This window comes from Rudaea cellulosilytica DSM 22992 (genome assembly GCF_000378125.1).
Taxonomy (GTDB): Bacteria; Pseudomonadota; Gammaproteobacteria; order Xanthomonadales; family Rhodanobacteraceae; genus Rudaea; species Rudaea cellulosilytica.
Map to the genome: position 1 here is coordinate 1 of NZ_KB899244.1, position 26,450 is coordinate 26,450.

General features: G+C 58.4%; 13 protein-coding genes and 1 tRNA gene. 10 read left to right on the forward strand and 4 right to left on the reverse strand.

All coding sequences use genetic code 11. The features are described 5' to 3' along the window. Positions 1-1,421 (reverse strand): IPT/TIG domain-containing protein (locus F455_RS23680; protein ID WP_211212345.1); only part of this gene is annotated, 1,421 nt, incomplete at its 3' end. A 506-nt stretch (positions 1,422-1,927) separates the two neighbouring features. On the opposite strand from F455_RS23680, the gene F455_RS21245 reads away from it, so the two are divergent. Continuing rightward, a complete protein-coding gene (locus F455_RS21245) occupies positions 1,928-2,662 on the forward strand; it encodes a transposase (protein ID WP_051084230.1) in 735 nt (244 codons plus the stop codon). Between the two features lie 134 nt (positions 2,663-2,796). On the opposite strand, the gene F455_RS0116650 is transcribed toward F455_RS21245, so the two are convergent. Both F455_RS0116650 and F455_RS0116655 read right to left on the reverse strand, forming a co-directional pair. Beyond that, entirely contained in the window at positions 2,797-3,042 is a 246-nt protein-coding gene (locus F455_RS0116650) for a hypothetical protein (protein ID WP_018974451.1), read from the reverse strand. Between the two features lie 11 nt (positions 3,043-3,053). Further along, on the reverse strand, positions 3,054-16,286 hold the full coding sequence (locus F455_RS0116655; RefSeq protein ID WP_018974452.1) for an IPT/TIG domain-containing protein: 13,233 nt from the start codon (positions 16,284-16,286) through the stop codon (positions 3,054-3,056). Between the two features lie 517 nt (positions 16,287-16,803). Here F455_RS0116655 and F455_RS0116660 point away from each other — a divergent pair. From F455_RS0116660 to F455_RS21255, 4 genes are all read left to right on the forward strand, one after another. Continuing rightward, positions 16,804-16,894: transfer RNA gene (locus tag F455_RS0116660), tRNA-Ile, on the forward strand. A gap of 57 nt (positions 16,895-16,951) precedes the next feature. Continuing rightward, positions 16,952-17,782 carry a metallophosphoesterase gene (locus tag F455_RS0116665; RefSeq protein WP_018974453.1) on the forward strand — a complete coding sequence of 277 codons (831 nt, stop codon included), beginning with the start codon at positions 16,952-16,954 and terminating at the stop codon, positions 17,780-17,782. Next, positions 17,779-18,249: a hypothetical protein gene (locus tag F455_RS21635; RefSeq protein ID WP_018974454.1), complete on the forward strand. Its 471-nt coding sequence runs from the start codon at positions 17,779-17,781 to the stop codon at positions 18,247-18,249. Before F455_RS0116665 ends, F455_RS21635 begins: the two co-directional genes overlap by 4 nt. Positions 18,250-18,375: 126 nt before the next feature. Beyond that, positions 18,376-18,807: an antitoxin Xre/MbcA/ParS toxin-binding domain-containing protein gene (locus tag F455_RS21255; RefSeq protein WP_018974455.1), complete on the forward strand. Its 432-nt coding sequence runs from the start codon at positions 18,376-18,378 to the stop codon at positions 18,805-18,807. A 6-nt stretch (positions 18,808-18,813) separates the two neighbouring features. On the opposite strand, the gene F455_RS0116680 is transcribed toward F455_RS21255, so the two are convergent. After that, positions 18,814-19,140, reverse strand: a complete 327-nt coding sequence (locus F455_RS0116680; protein WP_018974456.1) for a helix-turn-helix domain-containing protein — start codon at positions 19,138-19,140, stop codon at positions 18,814-18,816. Between the two features lie 120 nt (positions 19,141-19,260). Between F455_RS0116680 and F455_RS21260 the strand changes: the two genes are divergently transcribed. The 5 genes from F455_RS21260 to F455_RS0116705 all read left to right on the forward strand — a co-directional run bounded on the left by F455_RS21260 (position 19,261) and on the right by F455_RS0116705 (position 24,515). Continuing rightward, positions 19,261-19,518, forward strand: coding sequence for an AbrB/MazE/SpoVT family DNA-binding domain-containing protein (locus tag F455_RS21260; RefSeq protein WP_018974457.1), 258 nt, complete (start codon positions 19,261-19,263; stop codon positions 19,516-19,518). Between the two features lie 1,155 nt (positions 19,519-20,673). Further along, positions 20,674-21,381 (forward strand): hypothetical protein, encoded by a 708-nt coding sequence (locus F455_RS23105; protein ID WP_157578979.1) that lies wholly within the window; start codon positions 20,674-20,676, stop codon positions 21,379-21,381. Next, positions 21,378-23,237: a hypothetical protein gene (locus F455_RS0116695; protein ID WP_018974459.1), complete on the forward strand. Its 1,860-nt coding sequence runs from the start codon at positions 21,378-21,380 to the stop codon at positions 23,235-23,237. The genes F455_RS23105 and F455_RS0116695 overlap by 4 nt, the downstream gene beginning before the upstream one ends. A 42-nt stretch (positions 23,238-23,279) precedes the next feature. Next, a complete protein-coding gene (locus F455_RS23110; protein ID WP_157578981.1) occupies positions 23,280-23,522 on the forward strand; it encodes a hypothetical protein in 243 nt (80 codons plus the stop codon). Positions 23,523-23,525: 3 nt separating this feature from the next. After that, on the forward strand, positions 23,526-24,515 hold the full coding sequence (locus F455_RS0116705) for a hypothetical protein (protein WP_018974461.1): 990 nt from the start codon (positions 23,526-23,528) through the stop codon (positions 24,513-24,515). The last annotated feature ends 1,935 nt before the right edge of the window (positions 24,516-26,450 follow it).

The following is a 26,450-nucleotide window of genomic DNA, read 5'->3' on the forward strand; positions in this document are numbered from 1 at the left end:
GTCGCTGTCTGGCTGTTGATACCCGATTGCGAGCTGCTGACCGTAACGGAGATCTTGCCGCTTGTTGCTCCGCTCGGCACCGTGGCCGTCAAACTCGTCGCGCTCGCCGCCGTCACCGCGGCTGCGGTGCCATTGAACTTCACCACATTGTTGGCTGCGGTCGCGCTGAAATTGGTTCCCGTGATGGTCACCGACGTGCCCACCGGACCGATCGATGGACTGAAGCCCGTGATCGTCGGCACCGGCACAGTGACCGAAAACGCCAATGGACTCGTCGCCGAGTTCACCGCTCCCGTCACCGATACAGTGAACAGACCGCTGATGGCAGTATTGGGTACCGTGACGGTCAAGCTTGTCGGCGTCGCCGCCGTCACGGTCGCAAACGCCGCGGCCCCGTTGGGCACGTTGGTGAAATACACCTGGTTGTTCGTCGGGGTCGAAGAGAAATTGGTGCCGCTGATGACGACCGAAGTGCCCCATGGTCCGCTGCTCGGGCTGAAACCGTTGATCGTGGGGTCGGGCAGTAAAACGGTAAAACTTGGACCGGTGGCCGTCATTCCATTTACTGTCACGGCGACCGCACCGCTCGTCGCGCCAGCAGGCACCGTCACAGTGAGGCTCGTCGTGCTCGCTGCTGTCACCGTCGCCGCCGTGCCGTTGAAGCTCACACTGTTGTTGGCAGCCGTGGGACTGAAGTTCGTACCGGTGATCGTTACCGTCGTTCCGACGACACCACTCGTTGGATTAATACCCGTAATAGTCGGCGCTGGAATGATCACCGTAAACGAGGGACTGGCGTTCGAAATTAGACCGGAATTCGTGGTCAGCGTGATCTGACCCGTCTGCGCGCCAGCAGGAACCATGACGACAATGTTGTTCTGATCCAGAACAGAATAAATGGAATTCTGGACGACACCACCGCCAAACGTGACGTGTGCGGTTGGTGTCAAATTGCTTCCTGAGATCGTGACGGTGCTGCCCACCGCCCCACTGGTGGGATCGGTGTAGTTGATCACGGGTGGGTACAAGTAGGATGAGGGCGACGAGGCCTGCACCCCACTCACCGTGACCCAGAAGAATCCGTTCGTGGCCCCGCTCGGCGCGACCACAGTGAGGCGAGTCGTCGTAGCCGTTTGGATTGTGGCCGTCGGTCCTGTCCGGCCGCCGAAGTTCACGGTATTCAGGCTCTTTGTCGCACTGAACCCGGTGCCGTTGATCGTGACCACCGTACCCGGTGGACCCGAAGCAGGACTGAAGCTGGTGATAGTGGGGCCGCCGACTGCCGCTGCGACGCCATTAGCGAACGCGGCCCAGTGGACGATCGAACTGCCCGTTTGCGCAAAACCCTGGCTCGAAAGAAGCAGAAACAGCAGCCCTAACATCGCTCTTGTCGCGACGGTGCATCCCTTCCGCAATCCCATTGCTTTACCCCTAGATGACTGTTTCTAAATGAACTTTAAACTCTAGGGAAAGCCTTGCAATTGTCAAGAAGAGGTTTGTGAATAATCTGAGACATGCTTATGAATTTGGGCCCCAAACCGCTGTACGCCCGCGCGGATGACCGCGCAAGGCCATCGACCTCATAGTGAAGCCAACGACGAGGGAGCCAAATTCAAACGGAAATTACTTGTCACCTTTCTGACCGCACTCGGCACCCATGAAAACGCGCGGATCGAAGCCTACAGCGAGTGGCTTCATTCCGGTGTAGCCGATGAAGACCTTGCCGCAATCCGCACACACTTGCAGCAGGAACGTGCGCTCGGGAGTCCCTCAAGCCCAAGCCGGCGCGAAAGGTGCGGTGCGAAAGGTGACAGAGTAATTACCCGTTTGGATTTCAGCATTTTCCTACACATCGGCGCGACGATTCTCGGGTGCCGCGGAAGAGGCCATGAACCATGCTCTGGTCCCGTCACTGCCTCCTGCTACCATGCCGCGCCGCCCTCGTCTGGTCATAGCCGGTATCCCGCTTCACATCACGCAGCGTGGCGTGAATCGAGCCGCTACCTTCATCGACGACGAGGATTGCGAACTCTACCGCGAGCTGCTGGCGGAGTCCGCGGCAAACTACGCCATCAGTGTCCACGCGTATGCATTGATGAGCAATCACGTCCATCTGCTCGTCACTCCCATCCGCGCTGGCGATCTGGCTGCAGCGATGAGACTGCTCAACCAGCGATACGTATTAGCGTTCAACCGACGCCATCATCGAACCGGCACGCTCTGGGAAAGCCGCTTCCGTTCGTGCCTGGTCGATACCGAACGATACCTGCTGACCGTCTACCGCTACATCGACCTCAACCCGGTTCGTGCTGCCATGGTCGATGCGCCGGAGCGTTATATCTGGTCAAGCGCACGCACGAACCTGGGACTCGCTTCCGATCCCTGTGTGATCCCTCATCCCGTCTATACTGCACTCGGCACCGATGAAAACGCGCGGATCGAAGCCTACGGCAAGTGGCTTCGTTCCGGTGTAGCCGATGAAGACCTTGCCGCAATCCGCACACACTTGCAGCAAGAACGCGCGCTCGGCAGTCCGCGTTTCCAGGCCATGGTGGCCAAGACTCTCAATCGCCCTGTCGCCGTACGCCCGCGCGGAAGGCCACGCAAGGTCCTCGGCATCATCGCGCAGCCAATGACGAGGGAGCCCAATTCAAACGGATAATTATTCCGTCACTTTCTTCTAATGAAAAATCGGATTTTTCGCGAGTCACTTACAGCTTGGCGTTGACTTTGAGTAGTCCGGATAGTGCTCCGAACCAACTTTTGTTGATGGTCCCCTACCTGCGACTATTGTCTCTAACGGTCTCTTGCCCGCAGAAATGTCGATTTTGCATCTTCAAGGGCCTTTTCGAAATCCGAGAAAGAGAATTTCAACTTCACTTCCTCTTTTAACAAATAAAGGTCAGTAAGAAATTCGATTTGCATAGCCTCGTCTTCGTCTTCCTTGCTGATCTGGAATAGTCTCTGGCTTCTAAAACATACCTCTAGGACGAGATATTCTCGTCCCTCTTCACTAACGAAGGTCATCGTGAAATCGCCCATAAATTCTCCAACTATGGCTTTTGATTTTGTGGGTCTAGGAACCCAACTGCGCCGTTTGCATCAAATCTAACTCCCGCACCACTCGGCAATCTGAAGTCAACCCCACCTCGGGTAAGTTCAGTTCGAACAGCATCGTCACTCCTAATAACATAGCTAACAAAGCTTCCCGCAACAGCATTCTTGTGCATTACCCCTCCTGTCAACGGCGGGAAGGTACCTCCTGGGCGGCTTGTGTCATGTTTGTCCCAAGCCCGAGCCGCTGCTGATAGTCCTGTGTCATTTACTGGTTTATTTGCATACTCTTCTAATTCCTCGGGGGTCAATTCCGAGGCCGTTCTTCTGAGATTATTTATCGTCGCTTGCTCCCTCGCCCTCAACACGTCCATTTGATCAATCGGGTTGTTGGCCTGACCGCCTTCCCCGATCGTGTCTTCTACGCGGAGATTTGGGTCGGCTCGCTTTGCTTGATTCAACGCTTGCTTTGCCAGCGCTTCTTTAAGCAACTCTCCCAGATACGATTCACCACGCGCCCGTGCTCTTTGTCCCATCGGAGTATTCGCCTCCGACTCGGCCTCGTCTCTCTCTTCCATCGCGACTTTCTTGCCATTCGCGACCATTTCGCGAATCGCGCCGACAGTGACAATCGGGAGCTGTTTGTTTGATTTCAAATTTCCGTTGACATCGGAATCCTGATCGTTGCCGTTGGACTTAGGCCCCGTGCCAGCTGGCGCGCCGCCGTAAGTCAAGGAGCCTCGAAGCTTTCCGATCTCACCGGCCAGGAAGGTGCGATCACTTGCCGCCTGGCACAACGCATCCCCCATGCAATGATCTTCGACGTTGTACCCCGTCGGGTCCTTGCCTGACAGCGGGTTGTTGCCCACATAGCTGTATGGATTCAGCGCTTGAGAACCCGTGGTGTTGGCGATGAACGGATCGACTTGCAAGAAGCGACCAAGTTGATAGTCATAGACCCGCCCGCCCATATGGATGAGCTGCACATCATCCGCATGATCGTGCTTCGTGAACCCATGAATTGTATCGCCTAGATTGAGCGTCCCGCCCGCACGATCGCTCATGTCCCCGTTTCTGGCCTTGCCAAACGCGTCGTACATCCGCGTCGTCGGCGTATTATTGTCCAGCACATTGATCGTGCTGCCCAGGCGGTCCCTGAGCACCACGCTGATGCTGTCGACGCCATTCGTCCGACTTACGATCACCGGCCCCAGCTCGTGCACCTGCGTGGCCCCCGTGCCAGTGCCGACCTGCTCGTACCCGTTCGGCCCGAAGTAGCGGATGCCGCGGCTCGACACTTCCGTGGTCATGCTTGCGTTCGTCGAGTACGTCCACTGCATCGAACCGGTGCCGCGACCGATGCTCGTCGGATGGTTGTCGGCATCGTAGGTCGCGCTGATCGCCCCGCTGATCACGTTGCCGTTGGCATCACACCCGTAGCTCAGTCCGTTTGCCGAGGTGGCTGCATGCGGGCCGCAGCCACTGCCTGCGCCGGCATACGTATAGTTGGCCGTGCCATTGTCAGTCTTGCTATGGATATTGCCACTGTCCGTGTAGCTGTAGCCAACTAGTCCGCCGTTCGCCCGATTCGTCGACGTGAGGCGCTGCAGGCTGTCGTACGAATACGTCTCCGTGTTCGTACTGCTGCCCACTGTGCGCTGCTGGGTGGCCAGGTTGCCGAAGGCATCGTAGGTGTAAAGAAGAGCATCGATGGCCGAGCCGCTCCAGTTCAACGTATACGCCTGGCCGGTCACCGCATAGTCTGCGTGACTGCCCGTGATCACGCCGGGATATTGCTCAGCCGTGACATGGTTCCAGGCATTCTGCGCCTGCGCGGTCCAGTACACGTAGCTGGTGGTTGCATTGCTCAGCGCGTCGAGCTGGCCGTAGGCCGTGTAGGTGTGTTTCACGCTCAACCCGGCACCGCCCGTCGGCAACGCCGGGTAGGTCTGCGTGTCCACCCTGCCGTAGGTGCCGTCGTACGTGGTCGAGCTGGCCAGGTTCAGCGTGCTGCCCGGCTCGTTGATCGTCGTGGTGGTGCTGGTCGGGCGCGTGGCGCTGTCGTAGCCGTAGGTCTCGCTCCACGTCGTCGGGTTTAAGGTCAGTGTGGCGCTCGTGCCGCGTTGGCGCGTGATGGTATTCACCTGGCCGATGCCATTGACCGGATCGTAGGTCCAGGTATCGAGCAGGTTTTGTGGATCGAGACCAGCGCTGCTCGGCAGCGATACCTGTTGTTGTTGCGTCACGCGGCCCAGGGCATCGCGGCCGTTGATCGTGGTGACGACACTGCGCGCGTCGGTTTGCGTCAGTTGTTCGCCGAACGCGTCGTAAGTGAAGTTCCACGTACCTTGGTCCGGGTCGATGCTTTGCGTGCGCTGGCCTAGTGCGTTGTAGCTCGCCTTCGTTACATTGCCTTCCACGTCCTTGATCGCTGCGACATGACCCTGGGGCTCAGTCCAGTAGCGCGTGGTCTTGCCGTTGGTGAAGTTCGAGTTTCCGTTCGCGTCGATCGTCTGCATCAGCTGGCCCAGCGCGTTGGTGCTGCGGCTCATGTAGATCGTCGGATTCGTTGGGCTGCCGTCGGTGCAAGCGTTGGCACTGACTGTGATGTTGGTCTGCCGCCCCTTGTAGGCGTAGGTCGTGTCCATCGTTCCGCCGCAGGCGGCGGGCGACGATTTGGCAGTGACGCGATTCAATGCGTCGTAGCCGAGCTCGGTGTAGTTCGGCGTATCGACGCCGACATAGTAAGGCGTGCCCTGCATCGACACCGTGCCGTTCTCGTCATACTTGGTCAGCGTGGCGCTGAATGAATACTGTAGTGCCGGGGTAACACCGTTCGTTGTGCCGCTAAAGCCGGCTTGGGCTTCTTTCACCTTGCGACCGAGCACGTCGAACCAGGCGACCTTGGTCGGGTAGCCTAACTGAGCGCTGACTGCGCGGTATGCGACGTTGGCCTCGTTGCCATCGCTACCGACTCCCGCACAACCGCCGGCGCAGTTCGTCAACGCGATGTTGATCGGCGGCTCGATGTTGGCGTTCGGGGGCGAAGCAGTGCTCGGAGTCTGGTGCGTGATTTGCGTGGCGCGACCGAACACATCGTAGACTGTACTCGTCAGGATTCCGTTCGGATCCTTCGCTTGGATTATCTGGCCATCGCGTGGCTGGACCTGAGTCGTTACGGTCTGGCTCAGGCCGTTCGGGTCGAGCGTTTTGGTATAGACGAAATAACCGTCTGCTTCTGCGGTGCTGCCGCTCTTGGTGTAGGTATAGCTTGTGGTGCGGGTCGGGCTCAGTGCAGCAGCGAGATCCGGAGCATTGACCACCACCTGGGTAGGTAAACCGTAGCTGGAGGCCGGATAGCTGTAAGTCGTGGTCGACTGCTGGTTAGCGACGCCCGGCTGAACGGTTTTTGTGGCCGGCGTGCGGTCGGCGTTCCAGCTAAATTGCGTGGCCACCGTCTTGGAGCTGAGGTCCGTACCGGTCGGCGGCGTGACGCCGGCGACATAGCTCATCGAGACCGTCACGCTGTTTTGCGAGAGCTTGTTAATCCACCAATTGGACACATTCGTGGAATCGTAGGTGTTGGCCGTCGTCGTCACGTGGCTGCTGACGAACTGTCCGCCGGACGCGTCGTCGTAGCGAGTCACCGTTTGGATGAGCAGGTTGCCGTAGCCGTCCCACCCAGACAAACCACCAGTCGTCGTCGCTGCATTCACCGTGGCTGTGTGCGAACTCTGGTTGCCGGTGGTCAAATCAAATTCCGCCGCCGTCTGGTTGTCGAGCAGAACTTGATAGACCGTATTTCCTGTCGGCACCACGAGATTGTCTCCGACAATCTGTGTGCAATCCTGGCGATTCGTCAGATTGCAGGTGTAGGTATTGATCTCCGAATGCACTGTATGGCTGCCCAGGTTGGCGCTGGGCGCAGACTGAGTGTTGACCTGCTGAATGCGACCGACAAGCGGGAATTTTTGGTTGAACGTCGTGGTGGTTTGCAGACGCCGGGTTGCGTCGCTCGATACGTTCTCCGCCGTGATCGTGCGGAAGCCTTGGAAACCGCGGCCATAGTGGTTGTACATCGCATCGCCGTAACTATAGATCGCACTTCGCGATCCCGTAGACGAACCGATGCCGTTCGACTGCAACATTGTGCTCACCACTGGCATGCTGCTACTGAAATAGTAGTGCCTGCTATCGATGTAAGTGCCGTCTACCTGATACTCGGCTACGCCATCCCGCGTGCACAAAAACGCTTCCGCCAGGGTGTCGAAGTCCCAGACCGCCGTATCACCCAAACCGTTTGTCGCGGAATACATCAGTCCTGGCAAGGGGGCGTAACTCGAACATCCACCGTTGAGACCAGAGGGCAAGGAGGAACGAGGCGCCTGACCTGGTAGCGACGCGCCCTGATTGAAGTTGGCATACAGGGTGACGGTGGACGAAATCCCCGAGGCAGTGCTAGCCGACTTCGGATTGGGCTGGAAGTTACTGGTTGGAGTTCCGTTTGCTCCGTTTGCGCCGTCGGGTAGATATTGCGGGCCGAAGTCGCCGTCCACCACATCGCAAACGGCGTAGTAGGTGTTCGTTCCCTGGTTGTTGATGACAAGAGGCTTTCCAGAACATCCCAAGAGTGCCGGGACGGTTTCGAGCCCCGTGCCTCCCATATCGTTGGATACGGAAGAGTCACGCGTGTTGTTGACCCCCGACACGAGAGAAGTTGGCACCCTCTGGACGGTGAACGTAGTCGAATCGCTCTGAACGAACTTCAACATGTCGAGGTGATAAGCGGAATGATCGGCCTGCGCGCCGCCGAACGTGTTTGATGTGTAGAGTCCCGCAGCGACACGGCCCTCCCATGCGTACGGATAGTCCGGGGCGTTATCGTTGGGGGGAAGATTCACTCCGGATCCCGGATCCTCAGGACAGGCCAGTGCAAGGCATTGGACTGGGCCCGCGGCTTCCGTCGGGGGACCCACTGGAATGGACGCACCGGTAGGATTGACCGACGGGCATTCGCTGTTATTCAGCGGACCGACGATGGCCACCGTGCACATTTTGAGCGCGAAACTCGACGGATAGACAATGTCGGGTTTGCCATCGCCATCGATATCCACCGGCGAAAGTTTGTTGAGATACCGGTAGGAGCCGTTGTAAGTCTTGTCAGTGAGCCCCGTCGAGTCTCCCGTATAGATGGGGTCCGCGAAGGTCCCTCCTCCCCGATTTAGTCGGATGATCCACTGGTCGCTGTGGTCGCCGCCCCACTCGGACGGCTTGGCCATCACTAAATCTTCGAGCCCGTCTCCATTGACGTCCATCCAGCGCGTCACGCCAGTGGCGTGTTTCGAAATGGTAAGCGCGCAATCATTGAGCTGCGTCAGGCCCATTGCTGCACAGGCGGTGAGAGTGGCCGATACGGTGGCGGAGGTTCCCGTTCCAGACAGCGCCGTCCGATACACGCCAACAAAATTCGACGCTCCGGAGGAGAGATTGCTGTCCGTGATGAAAATGTCCGGAATACCGTCGCCATCGAAATCTGCAATGTGATCGATGGCTTGGGTGGTGATATCGTTCGTCCCGCCGCCGCCGTTGACGCTAGTCAGGCAGAACAGCGACGCTAATTGCTTTTGGAAAGATACCGGCGAAGTTGCACTGGCAAGCGACCCCGTAAGCGTGTTGAGGTATACCCAAACGCAGCGGTTGCTATCGACCACGACGATATCTAGCTTGCCGTCGCCGTTCATGTCCTGGAAGAAAACTTCGGAGTTCGAATCGACGGGGACATTGGTGGTGATCGTCTGGAACGTGCTGTTGAACGTTGCCAGGGGAGTGGAACCGGCGCTCAGAGCAGCACCGGTCGTCCCGGCCCAGACGCCCAATTGCAGCATGCCGGGAGTCGCACTCACAACGCCATTCGAGTCGATGGTGTAAGCCGGCAGGATGCTGAAGTCGGTGCGGCCGCTGCCATCTATGTCACCACGCGCGATCTTGTAGAGTGCGAGATCGCGATAGAACGGAGTGCCGGTCATGTCCACGGCCGTGATCTGTCCGTTGGCCGCAACTTTGGCCAGGAAAGAAGAAGTCTGGCTGTCGGTGCTGTTCGATCCGAGCACCATGTACTCTGGGGTGCCGTCACCGTCGAGATCACCAATAGACGCGAAACTCCACGCCTGCAAACCCGTCGGCAACACGTTACCCACATTTGCCATCGCATTAAGCGAGAAGTTGGGCGTGCCGTTGCTGTAGGTAAATTGCGTCGGTGAATGGCAGATGCTGCCCGCGCATTCGGTAAGGCGCATCATCATCAAACGCTGGTTGTATGACGATGCCGCGTACACTGGCGTGTACGTACGCACCGTCGTACCTGACACCGCAGTCGTGATCGATTGCAGCGCTTGTGTCTGCATCGTTAGGCCACCGGCAAGATAACTCGATGAGGTGTCCTTGACTCCAGCGGCGCCGCACGGCAGCGTGATCTCATCACAGTTGCGAGGCTCATAGGCAAATGTCACGGTCCGATCGCCACTCGTCGTGCCGTAGCCCGTGTACTCGACCTTGCTCAGCAGCACCTCACTGTTGCCGTTATCGGTGTAGGCATACTTTTGGTTGTTGCCGACCCGATCTTCGATCTTCTCGACCAGCCAACTCAGCGCTGCCGGTGCTCCCGTCGGCTTCACGCGCGAAAGCGCGCCAGAGGCTGTCGAGCACGACGTGCCGCTAGTGACGCCGCCGTAGTGCAGGATACGTCCGTTCTTCTGCTCGACACGGAAGCACGCCGCATCGCTGCCGTCGATGTCGCCATTCACCTGCGTGATGCGCGAGTAACTATCAACCTCGGTGCGATATTCCGCGCCGTTCTTGCCGTAAGTGCCAGCGACCTTGACCAGACGCTGACCATCCAGGCACAAGCGGTCGGTCGCTGCGTACGCCACGCCCAATGTCTGCCCATCCTGCTCGGGCGTCTGCGGACAGCGGTGAATGGAGCTGAGACCCGAGATCGTCCAGCCCATGCCCATCACACCGTTGCCGCTGCGGCTGTTGTAGACCAGCGCCAGATCCGGCTGCATGCCCGCGCGACCAGGCGGCACCACGATCGGTACGTGATACTGCGCTGCGCCACCATCCGTACTCGCCTGCCCTGCCATCGTGCCCACGGTCGGATCGTGGGTGACCGCATCGTTGATCGAGGTCGCTGCGGGCGGCAGGCTCAGAGTACCTCCGGATGTCGCCGTTCCATCTTGCGACACCGCCACCGTCACCGTAACCCCATTGCCGCCGATGCTCAGCACGCCCGTGTACGCTGACGATGTCGTGTTTGCTCCATTCGGCGTCAAAGTGACCTGGGCGCCAGTTCCGCTCCCCGTTCCGCCGCTCGGACTGAAGCCGAGCCAACTCGTCGCCGTCGAACTGATCGTCCACACACAGCCGCTCGGTGCGTTGACGGTAATTTGTTGGGACGTGCCTGCGACATTGAAGCGCACACTGGTCGGGCTGACCGACAACCCCGCGCACGTGGGCGAGGTGCCCCCGATCGTCACCGCAGTACTCTGGGTGTAGGTGCTGCACTCGCCGTTGCTGTTGCACGCGGCGATTTCGAAGTAGTACGTGCCGTTGCCGGGTGCGGTGTAGCTCGTGCTCGTCGGCGTGAGCGGAAGATGGCCGTTGACGAGAGTCCAGGGACCGCTCGCCGAATTGGCGACCTGGAGCATGAAATACGTGGCCGCGGGGCCGGAGGAATCCGGAACCCACGTCAACCCGATGACATTCGACCCGCCGCTCGGTGGTGTCGCAGTGAGGCTGATCGGCTTGTTGGGCGGATTGGGGCTGCACCCCGAGACTTGGTTTCGCGCGACGACGTAGGCCGTACACGCATAAGGCGTGGCCTCGCACGCCGAAACCGCATAGTAATGTCCTACGCCGTCCGTCGGATTGAATGTCGCCGAGGTCGTGCCGGCGGACGAGCCCTGGCTCGTATCGACATTCCAATTCTGCCCGTCCTCGCTGATGGCCACGCGATAACTCGCGACGGGCGTGCCGGTCGTGGCAGCGTTCCATCGGATCGACGCGGCTCCGATTGCCGGAGTCGACGACGGCGAGGTTTGAATGACGCACGCAGGCGCGTCCGGCAAGGGCGGGCCGACATACACCACGGCACTGGCTTCATCGCCAAACAGCGTCCTCGTTCCGGTGTCCTGCGCCATCTGCCAGCGGACGGTATAGATTCCTGGCGTCGCGGGCACCTGGACCGGGAACATAAAGGTCGCCGTGCCTCCAATGGGGATCGAGGCCGAGGCCGGAAGATTGACGCGATTGCCGCCCGCCCAGGATTGCCCATCGGTTTCCGCGAGATAGATGTTTTGCGCGCTCGTCCAAGTGGTCAGGCCGCGGTTTTGCATGACGACCGTGGCCGTCAGGTTCGTCCCGGGCGGATACATCGTGGGATTGATCACCGTATTCGAGCCGAACGGTGACTGCCCCTGGAATCGCGAGTCCAATGGCTGGGTCGTATCGACCGTGAACGACGAAGACGACGTGGCGGTTTGCGTCACCCCATCGATCGTAACGGCGACGGTGACCGGGCCGGTTTGTGCGCCCACGGGCACCTGCACCGTCAACCAGTTATAGCTGGCCTGGAGAACGTTGACCGGCGCGGCACCGGAGAATGTCACGGTGTTATCGCCGGCGACTGGGCTGAACCCCGAACCGGTAATGGTGAGAGTGGTGAAGTACACACGCCCATGCAGCGGCGACAGACCGTTGCTGTCGATCGTCACGGGCGGCGGGATATAGTGGAAGCTGCTCGTGCTGGTGGCGACTCCGGCAGAAGGCGTCACTACCGTGATCGGACCGTTCTTCGCGCCGATAGGCACACTGGCGACGATCTGCAGGTCGCTCCAGCTGACGATCTGTGCGGCTTGCCCGCCCGACTGGCCGTTGAAGAATCCGACGTTGCCAAACGCTGCGGGGTTGTCGCCGAAGTACTCGCCGTTGATCGTGACCTGGGTTCCCGGGCCGCCCTGCGTGGGAGTGAAGCTAGTGATGTGAGCCTGCGGCAACGGACCGACAATAAAATTGCTCGGGTCGTAGTGCGATTCCACTTCGACAAGGCGGCTGTATTGGCTGTCCACACTGCCATTGACCACCACGCGGATCGCCGTCGTAGTCACCGGCATGAATACCACGCGACGCTTCACCCGATTGTTGCCGGTGACGCTGGCGACCGTGACCCAGGTCGAGTCCTGCAGCGCTTGGACGTCGAACGCCGTCGCACCGTAGTTGGCGAAGGTCGTCTGATCCGTGGGATCGATGCCCGACGGGTAATTGTCGCCCAGCGTGTAGACGATAACGTCGTTGATTCGCTTTGCAGCCGAGAAATTCACCTGGATCCAATCGGGAAAGGCGTACGCCGTCGCGTCGTTCCACCCGCCGCCGTGTCCCCAGGCTCCTCCGGCAATATCACCGTCGATGACGGTATCGGAGCTAAAGTTCGCATTGACCGTCGATGAGGCGGACGCCGTCGCCCCGGCCCACGTCGCGGCGTAATTGTCGACGGGCGAGGCGTTGCTCTGACCGTACTGGTTGGTGATGACGACCTGGCCTGTCGTCGCTTGTGAAGGCACCCACACGTCGAGTTCGGTCGTGGTGGCTCGCGTCACCGCAGCGGCGACGCCGTTGAAGGTGACGACATTCGCGCTCGTTGAGGCACTGTCGAAGTTCAATCCATAAATCGTCACCTGCGTGGCGGTCGGGCTGCTCACCGGAGTGATTTTCGAAATCACCGGTGGAGCCGTCACGGTAAAGGTCGGGCCGGTGACGGAGGGGTTGCGTTGTTCGATGCGCGTGATTTTGATCGGACCCGTCTGCGTGCTGATGGCGATCCGGATACGCAGCTTGGTGGCCGAGGCATACAGAACGTTCTGCTGCACATCGTTGATCGTCACGACATTGTTCGCGGCGACCGGATCGAAATTGCTGCCGTCAATACTGATGATGGAATTCATTGGGCCGCTCGCCGGCGTGACGCCGGTGATGGCCGGGACGGGAATAACCGTGAAGGGAGTGCCGCTGGTTCCCGTCTTGCCGTTCACGGTGACCGACAGGGTGCCGTTGGTTGCGCCACTGGGAACCAACGCGTTGATGGAGGTGCTGTTGGCGGACACGACCGAGGCGGTGACGCCGTTGAATTTGACGATGTTGCCCGCGCCGTTCGGGCTGAAGTTGCTACCGCTGATCGTTATGGTGTCGCCGGGGATGCCATAGGTTGGCGTGAAGCCGGTAATGCTAGGCGTTGGATTGGTGATCGTGAAGGGCGTGGTGGTCGTCGCACCTTGTGCGGCGCCATTCACCACAGTGATGGGCCCGTCCGTGGTGCCGCCGGGCACCGTGAAGGTCACGGCCGTGTCCGACCACGTCGTCGGCGGGATGATCAGGCCGTTCAACCTGAGATTGCCGATGCCCTGAGAGTTTCCGAAGCTGATTCCCGACACCGTGACCAGCGTGCCGTACGGGCCGCTCTGTGGACTGAAGCCCGTGATCGCGATCGGTGGATTGCCGACCGTATAGTCGCTCGAGCTGGTGGCCATCTGGCTAGCGATGCCGCTCTGCGAACTGCTAACCGTCACCGCAATCTTGCCACTGGTGGCACCGCTCGGCACCGTCACGGTCAAGCTCGATGATGTCGCGGTCGTCACCGCCGCTGACGTGCCATTGAAGGTCACCCCATTGTTGGCGAGCGTGGTGCCATCGAAGTTGGTTCCCGTGATCGTCACCGATGTGCCCACCGGACCGATCTGCGGGCTGAACCCGGTGATCGTCGGCGTGGGTACGGTCACGATGAAGGGGAAATTGCTCGTGACCGACGCCACGGCTCCCGTGACGGCCACCAGGACGTAACCGGTGAACGCATTGGACGGCACCGTCACCGTCAAACTGTTGGTCGTCGCCGAATTCACCGTCGCGACGATGGTCGGGTTTCCGGAGGAATCGGCGAAATACACCTGGTTGTTTCCCGCGGTCGGCGAGAAATTGGTGCCGCCGATCACCATCGTGCTGAAGCGGGACGCACTGGTTGGCGTGAAACTGCTGATCGTCGGCGCGGGAAGTTTGACGGTGAACGTCGGACCGGTCGCCGTCAGTCCATTCACCGTCACGCTCACCGCGCCCGTCGTCGCGCCGGTTGGGACCGTCGCTGTCAGACTCGTCGTCGTGGCCGCCGTGACCGTGGCCACCGTGCCGTTGAACTTGACCGTGTTGTTGGCCGGCGTCGAATTGAAATTGGTGCCGGTGATCGTTACCGCGGCACCCACGAGTCCGCTTGAGGGACTGATGCCGGTGATGGCCGGTGTGGCGGTAACGACGGTGAGCGATTGCGAGCTGAGATTGGAAACCAGACCTGTGCTCGACCTCAAGCTGATCTGGCCATTCACTGCCCCTGCGGGCACGATGGCCTGGACGGTTTGGCCGGACACGTCTACCGAGTTCTGAACTGCCCCGCCACCGAACGTGGCGGAGTGGACGAAATTGAAATACTGTCCGGAGATCAGTATGGAGCCGCCCACAGATCGGCTCGTGGGCGTGAAACTGTTGATCACTGGCGGATATTCATAGACTCCGGCCGATGAGGCTTGGACTCCACCTACCGTGACGTAAATCAGTCCAATGTTGCCATCGGACGGCGCCGTCACTGTCAGCGTTGTGGCTGTGGCTGCGGTGACGTTGGCCGCTCCGGACGTCGGACTCCCGAAATAGACGGTATTCGCGCTTGGTGTGGTGCTGAAGCCGGTACCCGTGATCGTGACAGTCGTCCCGGACACGCCGGAGGCGGGACTGAAGCTTGTCACGGTGGGACCGCCCCCGTTCAGCATGGCCTGGGGGGGACGCACGCTCGTCGCGCTCTGGCCACCACTGGAAGTCCCGTTCGTGCTCTGCGTGCCGGAATTCACCGTGAAGGGCACGCCGGTGGTGCTAGTCCAGCCGTTGGTCGAGACGCCGACCGTGCCGGTCGTCGCGCCCTTCGGAACGGTAACCTGCAAAACACCTGAGGTGGCCCGCAGCACATTCGCTGCGACGCCATTGAACGTTACGACATTGGCCTGCGGCACGATGCTGAAGTTTTCACCGTACAACGTGACGGTATCTCCGGCCTGCCCGCTGCGCGGTTCCATGCCGGTCAGTCGAACCACACCGGTGGCGGGTACGCCCCACGCCTGCAATTCCACGATCCGCGCGTAGCCGTTCAAGCCGGCGTTGTTGACCACGCGGATTCCCGATGCGGCCGTCGGCGGAAACGTCACCGTTCGCTTGACCAAGTTGTTGCCCGTCACCGACGCCACGGTTACCCAGGCATCGGTGAGCACCTGCACATCGAAGTCGGTCACGCCGTACTGGGTGAAGGCCGTCGAGTCGTCCGCCGCCGACGCTGCGGCGTAGTTGTCCTGCAGCGTCCACAACGTGACCGCGTTGACGACCTGCATCGCCGGGAAGGCGATTTCGGCGGAATTGGGAAACGCATCGTCGCTGCTGTTAGCCCACCCGCCGTTTTCCGCGAGGCCCCAGTTGGTTCCGTTGGTCACCCCATCGTTCAATGAGGAGGCCGAAAAGTTCGGACCGTAGCTGGAGCTTGCGCTCGCCACCGCATGCGCACTGGCCGCTGCGACGTTGTCGATGCCCGCCGCACCCCATGCCTCGATCTCGACGATACCGATGCCGGTCTTCGTCCCGGCCGTTCCGACCACGCGAATGGCGGTGGTCTTCACCGGGACAAACGACACCGTGCGCTTGATCAGCTTGTTGCCGGTGACGTGGGCAACGGTCGTCCAATCGCTGCCGGCTTGCACTTGCACGTCGAACCCGACGGCACCGACCTGGGTAAAGGTCTGCACCTCGTTGGGCTCGCTCGCTGTCGCCAGATTGTCCTGTGGCGAGTAGACGGTCACGGTGTTGATTGTCCGCGCCTGGGCAAAACGGATCTGCGCCCAGTCGGGCGTGGACCCGTTGGTCTTGCCCAACCAACCGCCGCCGTGACCGAAGGTCACACCGACACGATCGCCATCGTTGAGCGAGGAGGCCGGATAGGCGTTGCTGGTCTTTGAGGTAACAGCCAACCCGCCTTGTGCGGCGGAGGCCCAATTGACGATGGTGTCAGTGGTTTGGGCGAGACCCTTGCCCGAAAGAAGAACAAACAGCACCCCAAACGTCGCGCGCGCGGCGACGGCGCATCCCTTCCGCAATCCCATTGCCTAACCCCTGAGTGACTGTTTCTGAACGAATCCTTAACTTTAGGGAAGGCCCCGCAAAATTGTCAAGAAGTGGCTTGTGAAGATTTGTATAGGCAGTCGGATTGCGCCTGCGGCGCCAGAGATGGGCATACCTAGCATTCGTGCGCCGAGCACACACTTCTCCTCGTCCTGGCCTGCTAAATACAGAATTTGTGGAGCCGGCCCTACCTGCGATAATGCACCCCAATCGACGCGTGATTAAATTGAACCCGAAGTAATCTGATCAAGGAAGCATTGCCGCGCGACGCAGGCAATGGGAACGCTACGATGCTTTCGTCTCTTGCAGCCCTGGTAGTCGAGCCTCCTACTTACCACTACTTACCAAAAAGATAAGTAGTGGTAAGCAGCCAACGGCCGCGCCGATACGGCGTCCGTCTTTGCTCGACGAGCGCGAAACTGTGCTACGCTAAACGTAGTATGGCTTCTCTCCTTGCCCTCTACCGCCTTCGAATATCGGTACGATCGTGACGATCGCGCCCCTGTAGCTCAACGGTAGAGCAGCGGATTTATATCCCGTAGCGCCAGATAAGCGGCCCATCCCGGTTCGAGTCCGGGCAGGGGCACCACCGAGCCCATTTGCACAGCGCGCCGTTGGCCGCCACGCACCTCGTTTGATGCTTCCCATGAAAATTCTCGTTCTCTCTGATCTTCACCTCGAATTCGGAACGTTCGTCGTGCCGGAGGACATCGACTACGACGTCGTGATCCTTGCCGGGGATATAGCCGTTCCCGGCGTCAAGGCCGTTCACTGGGCGGCTCGGCAATCCACGTTCGGTCGCGCCAGCGACGTATTGTTCCTCGCTGGCAACCACGAGTTCTACGGACAGTGCGTCCAGCCGGAACTTACGGCAATGAAACGAGCCGGCGACTACCGCGTGCACGTGCTCGACGGCGACGAGGTCGTCATCCGCGGCGTGCGCTTCTTGGGCTGCACGTTGTGGACCGATTTCGCATTGCACATTCAAACGCCAGACGGCCGGGTATCGGATCCGGTTAAGGCTATGCACGAGTGCCGTCAGGTAATGAATGACTATGTTCAGATTCGTACACAGGTGTACGAGGACCAAGACGGCGCACTACGCCCGCTGCTCAAGCCGGAACACACACTCGAATTCCATCGGCAGCAACGCGTATGGTTAGAGGCCAAACTCGCCGAGCCCTTCGACGGTCCCACCGTGGTCATCACCCACCACGCGCCACATCGTAACTCTGTGGCGGAAGAATACGAGAGCGATTGGGTATCCGCGGCCTATGCCAGCGAGTTACCCGCGTACTTCTTCGATGTGCCGGTGCTTTGGATCCATGGACACACGCACGTGTCGCTGGACTACTATGTCGGGAATTGCCGGGTTGTCTGCAACCCGCGGGGGTACATGGAAGGGCATCCAAAAGCGATGCCAGAAAATGACACGTTCAATCCCTGCTTTGTCATCGCCGTCAACGAGGTGCCATGAACCTTTTCCTCGACACCGAATGGGCCGATCCACAGGGCCAGCGATTGGTCAGCTTGGCGCTGATCAGCGAGTGCGGCGAGCACATGTTCTACGCCGAGCGCAATCCCCTCCCGGTGGAACCCACAGCTTTCGTGTGCGATGTCGTGTATCCGTTGCTCGATCGCAGCCGGCACGCCATGGACGATCGGCTGTTCACAACGCGGCTACGTCGATTCTTCAACGGCATGGATCATCCCTGCGTGATCTTCGATCACGGCGGCGACGCCGTACTGCTCCAACATGCACTCGCTGGTTTCAATCTCCCCAGCGCCGAAGCCGAGTCGTGCGGTCCGATCCCACGAGTCGAAACACGCAACGTTGCTCACAACGGCACCATCAGCATGCTGATCGAGGACTGGTTCGACTCTCATTCGGAAGCCAAGGGTTTCCGCCATCACGCCAAGGTCGATGCCAGGCGCTGCGTATAGCGTATCCGGCTTTGTCCGGGAAGATCGAGCCCGACTGGTCGACCACATGAGAAATATCACAAATGGGCAACGAGGAGCGATGAAACTATGCTGCACATCCATACATTCTTGATGGAGGGCGCCTAGATGACGTCGTATGAGACGCTCTATCACGAAACCTTGGCTCACCTCTCCAAGCGCATTCGACATCAACCCTTTCCTGCGAAGCTTGTCCGCAACCTCGCCGGCGATCTGCACGTCGAGCTGGAATTCGTGATTAACACCCTAGGTTTGTCTCGCCGCAACGTTTTCCGAAAGATCGAAGAGAGCAAAAATCTCGATCCCGGCCAAGCCGAGCGAGTCATCGGCATGCAGAGACTGATCGGCCAAGTACAAGCGATGATCACCGAGAGCGGCGACAGAGAAAAGTTCGACGCAGGGCGATGGCTCGGTGAATGGATTGATCAACCGTTGCCGGCACTGGGCGGTCGACGACCAGCAGAATATCTCGGGGACAGCGCGGGTCGCGAATGGGTTTCCCAGCTGCTGCGGCAGATTCAGGCAGGCGTTTTCGCGTAAGTTAGGCTAGTCCGCTTTTCCCTTGCGGCTGGAAGCTACAGTAACTTTCCTGGAAAGCTTTGAGCCTGAGGATTTGAAGTCCTTGATCACCTGAGCCAGACGATCGTCGTCCGCGTAGAAGTACGCCAGTGGGACGGAGGCAGCGTAAGCCAATCTCGCCGCCATGCCCATGTCGGGCTCATGAACTCCGACCTCATATCGATTGACCCTAGGTGACGCTACGAACGGGTCCAATCCTGCCTTGATGCCAAGCTGCTTTTGAGACAAACCCGCAGCCAGCCGTGCCTCTCGCAGGCGTCGGCAAAAGATGGCTTTGGGGTCCAAAGGCCGCATCTCGGCTCCGCAAATCAGGGAGCTACGAGACTCGTAACTTTCGCTTGCCAGCGATACTACGATTATCGTAGTGTTATTTGGGCGGATAGCTCCACACGCACCTCCATTGAGGGTGGGATTATGGTGTTATCGCAATTGGAACAGTCTGGCGGCTCGGTGATCGTGGCGATTCCGAGCGACATCCTTAGTCAGCTTGGCGTAGAAGCTGGGCAGAAGGTAGAACTTGCAATAAAAGACGGCGTCCTCGTCGTCCAGCCGCACCAACTTTCACCAGAGCCAACGCTAGAGAACGGGGTGAAGAAGACGTTTGTCCCATTTGCCGCCGAATGGGGTCGTGTCAGAGCAAGGTTCAATTCCATGCCCAAGCGCAGCGATTGATGGAAGCGGTCGATGTGGAAGAAGAGGGCTCTGCAACGGCGCCCGACTCACTGCTCAGCCACAGCCAACGAAGGCCAGAGCAATCAATCAACCCCGAATCCATTCACCGATAATTTGGCGCTCGAACAGGCCGAAGGGTTCTAGTCTACGATTGAAGCCGTTGACACTTCTCGCTGGATCGATGTCGCGGTGATAGCGGAGTTCTCTTCAACAGGCCGCCCAAAGAGATCCAGTGCTGCTCTCGCCCATTTCATCCGACGCAACCAGCACGAACAAGGCGACCATTTCCCAGGATACATCTGACTCCAGAAATTTTTCTTGTACTTATCCCGGCAAAATTCGTCATGCGCATCCATGAGAGCGTCGATTCAGTCTTTCAAAAACCGCTTCTTCGCTTCGATAGTTCAGCTTTCGATCACCTGACCAACGTACGTGACGTCGACACATCGTCCAATTTTTCGTTATTCAGAAAAAACCCTAACTCAGACAACGAAGTAAGCAATTGACTGTATAAGCAAAACTAATTTTCTATCACTGTTTTTAGAAAACGCAATAAAGCGTCTGAAAAATCAATAAAAACATGATGTTGCAAAATTATAATCTTGCTGACATTGAAAGAATTTGATACGGTCTATCGCTTAAATAATTTTTGGTTGAGGCCAGTTCAGGTCTTCACCTTCTGCTCTTGCAGACCATAGAGCTGGCCTAAGAATTTGCACTAAGGAGACCTAATCGCTCAGACGCGCCTATCCACCCGCACTAATGTCCTTTCCGAACCCGGAAATGAAAACGGGACCCCTGGCAGGGTCCCGCGATGCTGAAACGGCTGGTACCGAGATAGCTTCGCTCATTTAAGGGTCGCGGTCAAGTATTGCCCGGCATTCGCCGAGGCTCACCGGGATCTTCTGCCATGCAGCCATCTTCTTAGCGTTCAGTCGAAAAGCGCGCTCGTTCCCGCGCGGCGCATCTATTTAACGTGCAGTCGGCCAAGCACGGCGCGCTTCCATTCTCAGTCCAGACTTTCTCCGCACACGCTATCGCGTGCGGATGGCACTGTGCCCTTGGCGCAGCGCATTGCGCCTAGCCGAACCTGGAATATCTATGCCGTTTATTTTCTCAACAGATTCTCCCGGCTCAGACTACAGAGCCAGCACCATGCGTGTCTCCGTTGATCCTACCGCTCCGCTCTGTAAGGATATCCCCCGCCCTTTCCAACCACGCGTGTTTGGTCGACGCGAATTTGAGAAGCGCGATGTTTACGGCTTCCTGTCCGTTAAAGAAGGACGACCTGTCGAAGTCGACGGATTGTCAGCCATCGCGGTGGCACTCGCCTTCGAGTGCGATCCCTGGGTGGCGTCCTATACAGAACGACCACGCTTCTTACCTGTTGGAGATAAGAGTGTCGAACTGGATTTCTGGGTTCGTTTAGTTACTGGCCTAGAAGAATTCCTACTCCTTGTGCCCGATGCTGATTGCGTTCAGACGCTTGGCGGCATCCCGCGGCCGCGTGAGGCGGATCGCTATCTAGCTATTGCCCGAGACGGCGGCCTTTCGCTTCGTTTTGTAACTGAACATGACGTTCGAGCTGCTGGTGCGACTATCACGCAGAACAACCGTCTGCTGGCTTTTACTCAGGTCGCCCAGTCACTTGGCAACCATCTGGCGCTGCGAGCCCGAATCCTCGCACATTTCGACCTGCAACCTCGCGCCCGCATTGACCAGATTGAGGTGGCACTGTCGCCGTTCCACCCCGCCGACGTCCAGGCAGTGATCTGTGAGCTCGTTTACCTAGGAGCTCTCGACTTTGATCGGGGTAACGAACTTAACCGTCGCACGGTGATTGAGCGGAGAGTCTGGCTATGAGGCCGCGCTTCACCACCACGGAGGTTGCCACCCTACTGGCACTGCCACGACCCGACACGGCGACAATGACGGACCTTAGTGATTCGGAGAAGCAAGCCGTTCAGAACCGTACCAACGCGCTCGTTGAACTCATAGAAGGATCGACGATCAATCAGGTTGCCAAAGCATACGGACTGCACCGCAAGACACTCAGTCGTATGTTGGACCTTGTAATGGAACCCGCCATCGGCGGTGGCATCAATGGCTTCGCCGTGTGCATGCCCGGCGCACGCCTAGTCGATCCGCAGCCTCGGGAAACCGGCCTTCCCATTTTAGGCCGGGCCCATGCGATGGCCCGACTTGTTTTGGCCATTCCGGAGATCGGCGTACTGGCAGCCAAGTTCAAAAACACACTGCCCACGCGAAAACGGACCAGTCCGTCGTTCGACCGTCTCTACGCAGAGATGAAGCGAATTCTTAATGCGAAAGAGCTGGAAAATAGTTACCCACTTAACACTCGGGACGGTGGACGGAGGGTGCTGGCCACTTTCATCAAACGGTTGCGCAAACGCAACGCAGAACAGGCCATGGCCTTCGCTACTCCGACAACACTGACCAGATGGGAAGATCTAACGGGTATTCGCCCGTTTGACGAAATACAGTTTGATGGACATTACATTGATCTCAAGAACCAGTACGTCGCCGTCCCGCTGCCAGACGACACTTACGTGCTCGCGCCGATTTCAGGACTGTTGCTCCTCGCCGAGCTCGACAAGGAATCTCGCGCATGCGTGTCCTGGTCGCTGATCATTGACGCGTCGTACGACCAGCTCGACTTGCTTAAGACCCTTGAACGTGGCCTGACACCTTGGCGACCGCGCGATCTCACCGGGCTACAAATGCGGTACTTGCCCAACGCGTGGATGCCAACCATGGGAGACGGACTACCTCCCCGCCCACTCAGACTGTCGCTGGACAACTTCTCAGCGCACATTGCCAAGCATGCCCGACGCACTCTGCTGCACCATCAACTTGGGGTTTATCGGTTCGGTGTCGCCGGCATTCCCGAGACCCGAGGGAACGCCGAGGCGTTCTTCAAAGTAATTGAGCAAAAGGTACTGCGATTCCTTGCGGGCGGATTCGAGCCCGAGACGAGAAGTCGAGCTGAACAGAAGATCTCTACCAGGAAGGCATCGAACTATCCGATCTTCCAAGACTTGCTTGAAAACTTCATTGATATCGCGATCAGCACGTACAACGTGACTGCGCATGCAGAAATGTACAACCGCAGTCCGCGCGAAGTGATCGAACACTTTCTTGAGTCCGGCGGGATGCCCCTGCGTTCTTCGCGTTCCATCGATGACGCGCGCAACATGCGCCGCATTCGTATTCGGGTCACCATCCGCGGCAGTGAAGCCAACGGTGTTCTGCCCCATGTCAACTATGGGTATGGAACATACCGCAGCGAGAAGCTCAATCCACGTTGGGACTTGATCGGAAAAAAGTTCGACGCGTTCATCGAAGACGATGACGCAAGGTTCCTGACGCTTCTCGACGAGCACGGGTTGCCCTATGTCACCCTGCAGACTCTGCCTCCCTATTCACGGACACCACATGCGCTCACCCAGCGCAAGCGTGCGGAACAACTGCGGAAATCAAACCCGAGACGTTGGGAAAACATCGACGATATGATCGAGGCCTATCACGCCGATGTCCGCGACTGCGCGCGGCGCTTGAAATGGGCGGCTGATGAAATCGCAAGCGGCTCGGTGCCAAGGGCGCCTGCAAATCCGCCGCGAGCCACGCCAAGTGGCGCTGCACAAACTCTGGCAGGACTAATGCCACGCGGTGGCCCGGTGAACTTGCGTCGCCGCTAATGCGGAGATTCTCTCTTCCGATAGCACCAACCCTATCCACCAATGTTTCACTCCATGACGCCGAGAATCGCTGAAAAATCTGTCGATGACGTGAAGAGTACGGTGGCGTGGATCGACACCAGTACCGTGTGCCCCTCATACATAGATCCCATTGACAACACATCCGGAATTGCCCAGCCCATGCAGACATATCGAAAATTACGCAAACAAAGCCCACACCACAAGCCGCTGGCAATGCTGCTCGTCATCAATCCTTCGATTGCGATTAGTCAAAAAGTGACCTGACCCATGACGACCGATGATCGCCATCCGATGTTGCGGTCGCGCCGGCCCATGATCATTACCCGCCCCGGCGAGCGCCTTGCTGGCGATGCCAAAAACAGCATCGAAATTGGGGCCGACGCCATCTGGATTGACGGCAAGGGGCGCATTGGCAAAACGTTTGGAGTCCGCCAACTCATCCAAACCGATACTTGGAGGCCCTTTTCGATGTACATCGCCGAGTTCACTTACACCAAGCCGTCCAAGCCCGGCGAAGGTTACTTCGCCAGCTCCCTCCTACTTCAACAAGGCCAGACTGTCTCGTCGAGCGCGGCCAGCAACGCTACGCTCATGCGCGCCATTCGCATGATTCAGGAGGAGGGACATCGCCAAGGGGCCGAGGTGATTGGCCTTGCGTTTAATGAGGCAAACCGGTTCACTGCTAATGACTACGAGCACGTGATGTCAGTGGCGAATGAATTCGAAAAAAGCGGACGTGTCTTTTTCTTCTTCATCAATCAAACCGATTCGGGTCGCTTTGGGTTTTCGACGATCGATAAGATGCCGCCTCGGCATATTTATGGCCGCTTTTTCACCACATCACACCACTACACCGGACTTCTCTGGAATGTGCCAGAGGCCGACAAATCAATCCAAGTGATCTCCGATGTGGCACTTGCCTTCCGGGAGTACGACGAGGAGCTTATTTGGCCAAAAGGATCTGGCCTATCTTTCACTCAGTATTTCGCGCCCAATGCCTACGCAGCGGGTTGGCGGTTAGGAAGCCAGATTGAGCTGATCAAAAAGGAAATCGATGCCCTGCGTGCAGAGTACGGCCTTCCTTATGTCACAGAATGGCCGATGCAGTCTTTTGAACGTTTCGTCTACTTTGTACTTGTCCGCGTAGCATACGAGAACCCGAACTTCACGGAGCTTACCGCCGCCAACATCCGCGAAGGACTGATCAGGGCCGGCTACCTAGAGATCGAACCAGGCTATCAGGGGGTATCGGCATGATCGCTCGAGCAATCGAATCCGGTCGCGCCGAGGTGCTTCGAGGCACGGTGGCGCGGGGCTCCCTAACCCCGTTTGCCTCAATACTTGATGCGCCGTTTGTTGGCAGTGACTTTTCGGTTCTACCAGCCACTTCCGCCTTCGGATTGCTTGCTCGAATGGTACGACTCAACGCCTTTGAGCCCACTGACCTATTTCGCCTGTTCGGGATTCGCGCCCGGCGCGCGGACGACCTTTCAGAGCTGATGACGTTCTCCCAGGCACGCCATACGGCACTGGCTCGGGCCTTGCGTCTGAGTTCAGTGCCGCCAACCTGGAACCTGACAGTGTGGTTCCCATTCCAATCATCGTCAGAGATACTCCGGCCAGAATGGGCCTTCCGGTACTGCCCGCAGTGCATACGTTCTGGCTATCACACGCTGTTGCACCAACTTCCATGGATTAATCGCTGCCCTTGGCATGGTGCGACATTGATCAATGCGTGCCCCTGTTGCGGGAGCAAGCCTCCAGTGCTCGCCGACTGGCGTTTCGACAGAAACCTGACGTGCAATTGTGGTCACGCACTTCTGTCGACGAACGCGGCCCTCAAGCAATCAGTGGGACCTCCCAGTGGTGCGGCCGACTTCATCGCCGGGTATTTGGAATGGGCAGCCATTGAACGAGAACGTGTCACGCTCGTCGCCCCGGAGCATCCGACTAACATCGCATCGGCGCTAGGCGACCTGATTCCGCTGCCAAGGAACTGGGCGCGCCGGTATGGCGAACGAGATTCACGTAGACATACCCGCGTCTGGCGAGCCGCCGACCACGCTCCACATCCGGATCGAAAGGCGATCAAGCAATTCGACACGTTACGACAGGACCGCCCTGGTTTTTTGGTGGTTCCAGATCAAACGCGTGGTTCAATTGCTCACGTAGCCGCAGACCTCGCACTCAAGCTTCCCAGTAGCTCACTTACCGAACGAGAAATGAATCTGTTCCTGGCTGGAATTGGAATGGGTACTCCAAAGGCATTTCAGCCGGCTCAACGCAGGTTCTCTACAACGCTTTCTACATTGCCGCCGTGGGTGGTTGCTGGGCAGCAGTTCTTGAATCTGGCTTGCCTCCATCCGATGGCCTACCGGCCTATCGTAAAGCTAGTAGATATCATCGCTCCAGATGACAGATCGTCATTCAACTTTCACGCGCAGGCAACGATCTCCGAACTAAATCTTTTGATTCGGGCGTGCGGGCACCTCCTGGCACGCGGATACGCCGAGGGCCTGAGGGCAATCTTATCCCGGTACATTCCAGACTTGTACAAGATGAGGCGTGATGCTCCTCATTTGACCACGCCTTGGATCCTAGTGACTCGTGATCAAACCCGGCTCTTCAGCATTCGCGTAGTCTGGATACCCATGGACTGCACCCAAACTGCGGCGGCAGACCTACTTGAGGAAGCAGAAGTTGCCAATCAGCGTCGTGAACGCAGACACGGCAAAAGCCGAGAAAGGCTCGTACATAACGGAGCGTGATTTCCTGGGCAATCGACAACTTGCTACACGCTCAAGTGCGGGGCTACAAATTTGACCCAGCCTTTGTGCGTGGCACGGAAAAGAGCGCACCGGTGAGTGCGCGCTCAAACGCAGTGACGAATACACCCCAGCGCAGCGGTTGTATAAAAATCAATAAGTTGCATAATTCACACTAGAGTGCGGTGAACAGTAGCTGGCTGACTACGCACTCCAAATGATCAATCCACGCAGCAAGACATGCCTTGCTGGACAACCTCCGCAGCCGCTGGATATCGCAGGAAATGTTGGGCGTAACGGCACTTATCCTGTGCAACCAGCGCAGACATTCTTGTGCATCGTTAGCTTCTCCGCAGACAAATTTGTGCAACGTAGTCTCCGCTGCACCGTCGGAATCGCCCTGCCCCCGCTTGCCCAGCTGTTTGCA

Excerpts from the sequence above, each read along its gene's own strand:
- F455_RS21245 (WP_051084230.1), top strand. The coding sequence starts at position 1,928 with ATGCCGCGCCGCCCTCGTCTGGTCATAGCCGGTATCCCGCTTCACATC.
- F455_RS0116650 (WP_018974451.1), bottom strand. The coding sequence starts at position 3,042 with ATGGGCGATTTCACGATGACCTTCGTTAGTGAAGAGGGACGAGAATAT.
- F455_RS0116655 (WP_018974452.1), bottom strand. The coding sequence starts at position 16,286 with ATGGGATTGCGGAAGGGATGCGCCGTCGCCGCGCGCGCGACGTTTGGG.
- F455_RS0116665 (WP_018974453.1), top strand. The coding sequence starts at position 16,952 with ATGAAAATTCTCGTTCTCTCTGATCTTCACCTCGAATTCGGAACGTTC.
- F455_RS21635 (WP_018974454.1), top strand. The coding sequence starts at position 17,779 with ATGAACCTTTTCCTCGACACCGAATGGGCCGATCCACAGGGCCAGCGA.
- F455_RS21255 (WP_018974455.1), top strand. The coding sequence starts at position 18,376 with ATGACGTCGTATGAGACGCTCTATCACGAAACCTTGGCTCACCTCTCC.
- F455_RS0116680 (WP_018974456.1), bottom strand. The coding sequence starts at position 19,140 with ATGCGGCCTTTGGACCCCAAAGCCATCTTTTGCCGACGCCTGCGAGAG.
- F455_RS21260 (WP_018974457.1), top strand. The coding sequence starts at position 19,261 with ATGGTGTTATCGCAATTGGAACAGTCTGGCGGCTCGGTGATCGTGGCG.
- F455_RS23105 (WP_157578979.1), top strand. The coding sequence starts at position 20,674 with ATGCGTGTCTCCGTTGATCCTACCGCTCCGCTCTGTAAGGATATCCCC.
- F455_RS0116695 (WP_018974459.1), top strand. The coding sequence starts at position 21,378 with ATGAGGCCGCGCTTCACCACCACGGAGGTTGCCACCCTACTGGCACTG.
- F455_RS23110 (WP_157578981.1), top strand. The coding sequence starts at position 23,280 with ATGTTTCACTCCATGACGCCGAGAATCGCTGAAAAATCTGTCGATGAC.
- F455_RS0116705 (WP_018974461.1), top strand. The coding sequence starts at position 23,526 with ATGACGACCGATGATCGCCATCCGATGTTGCGGTCGCGCCGGCCCATG.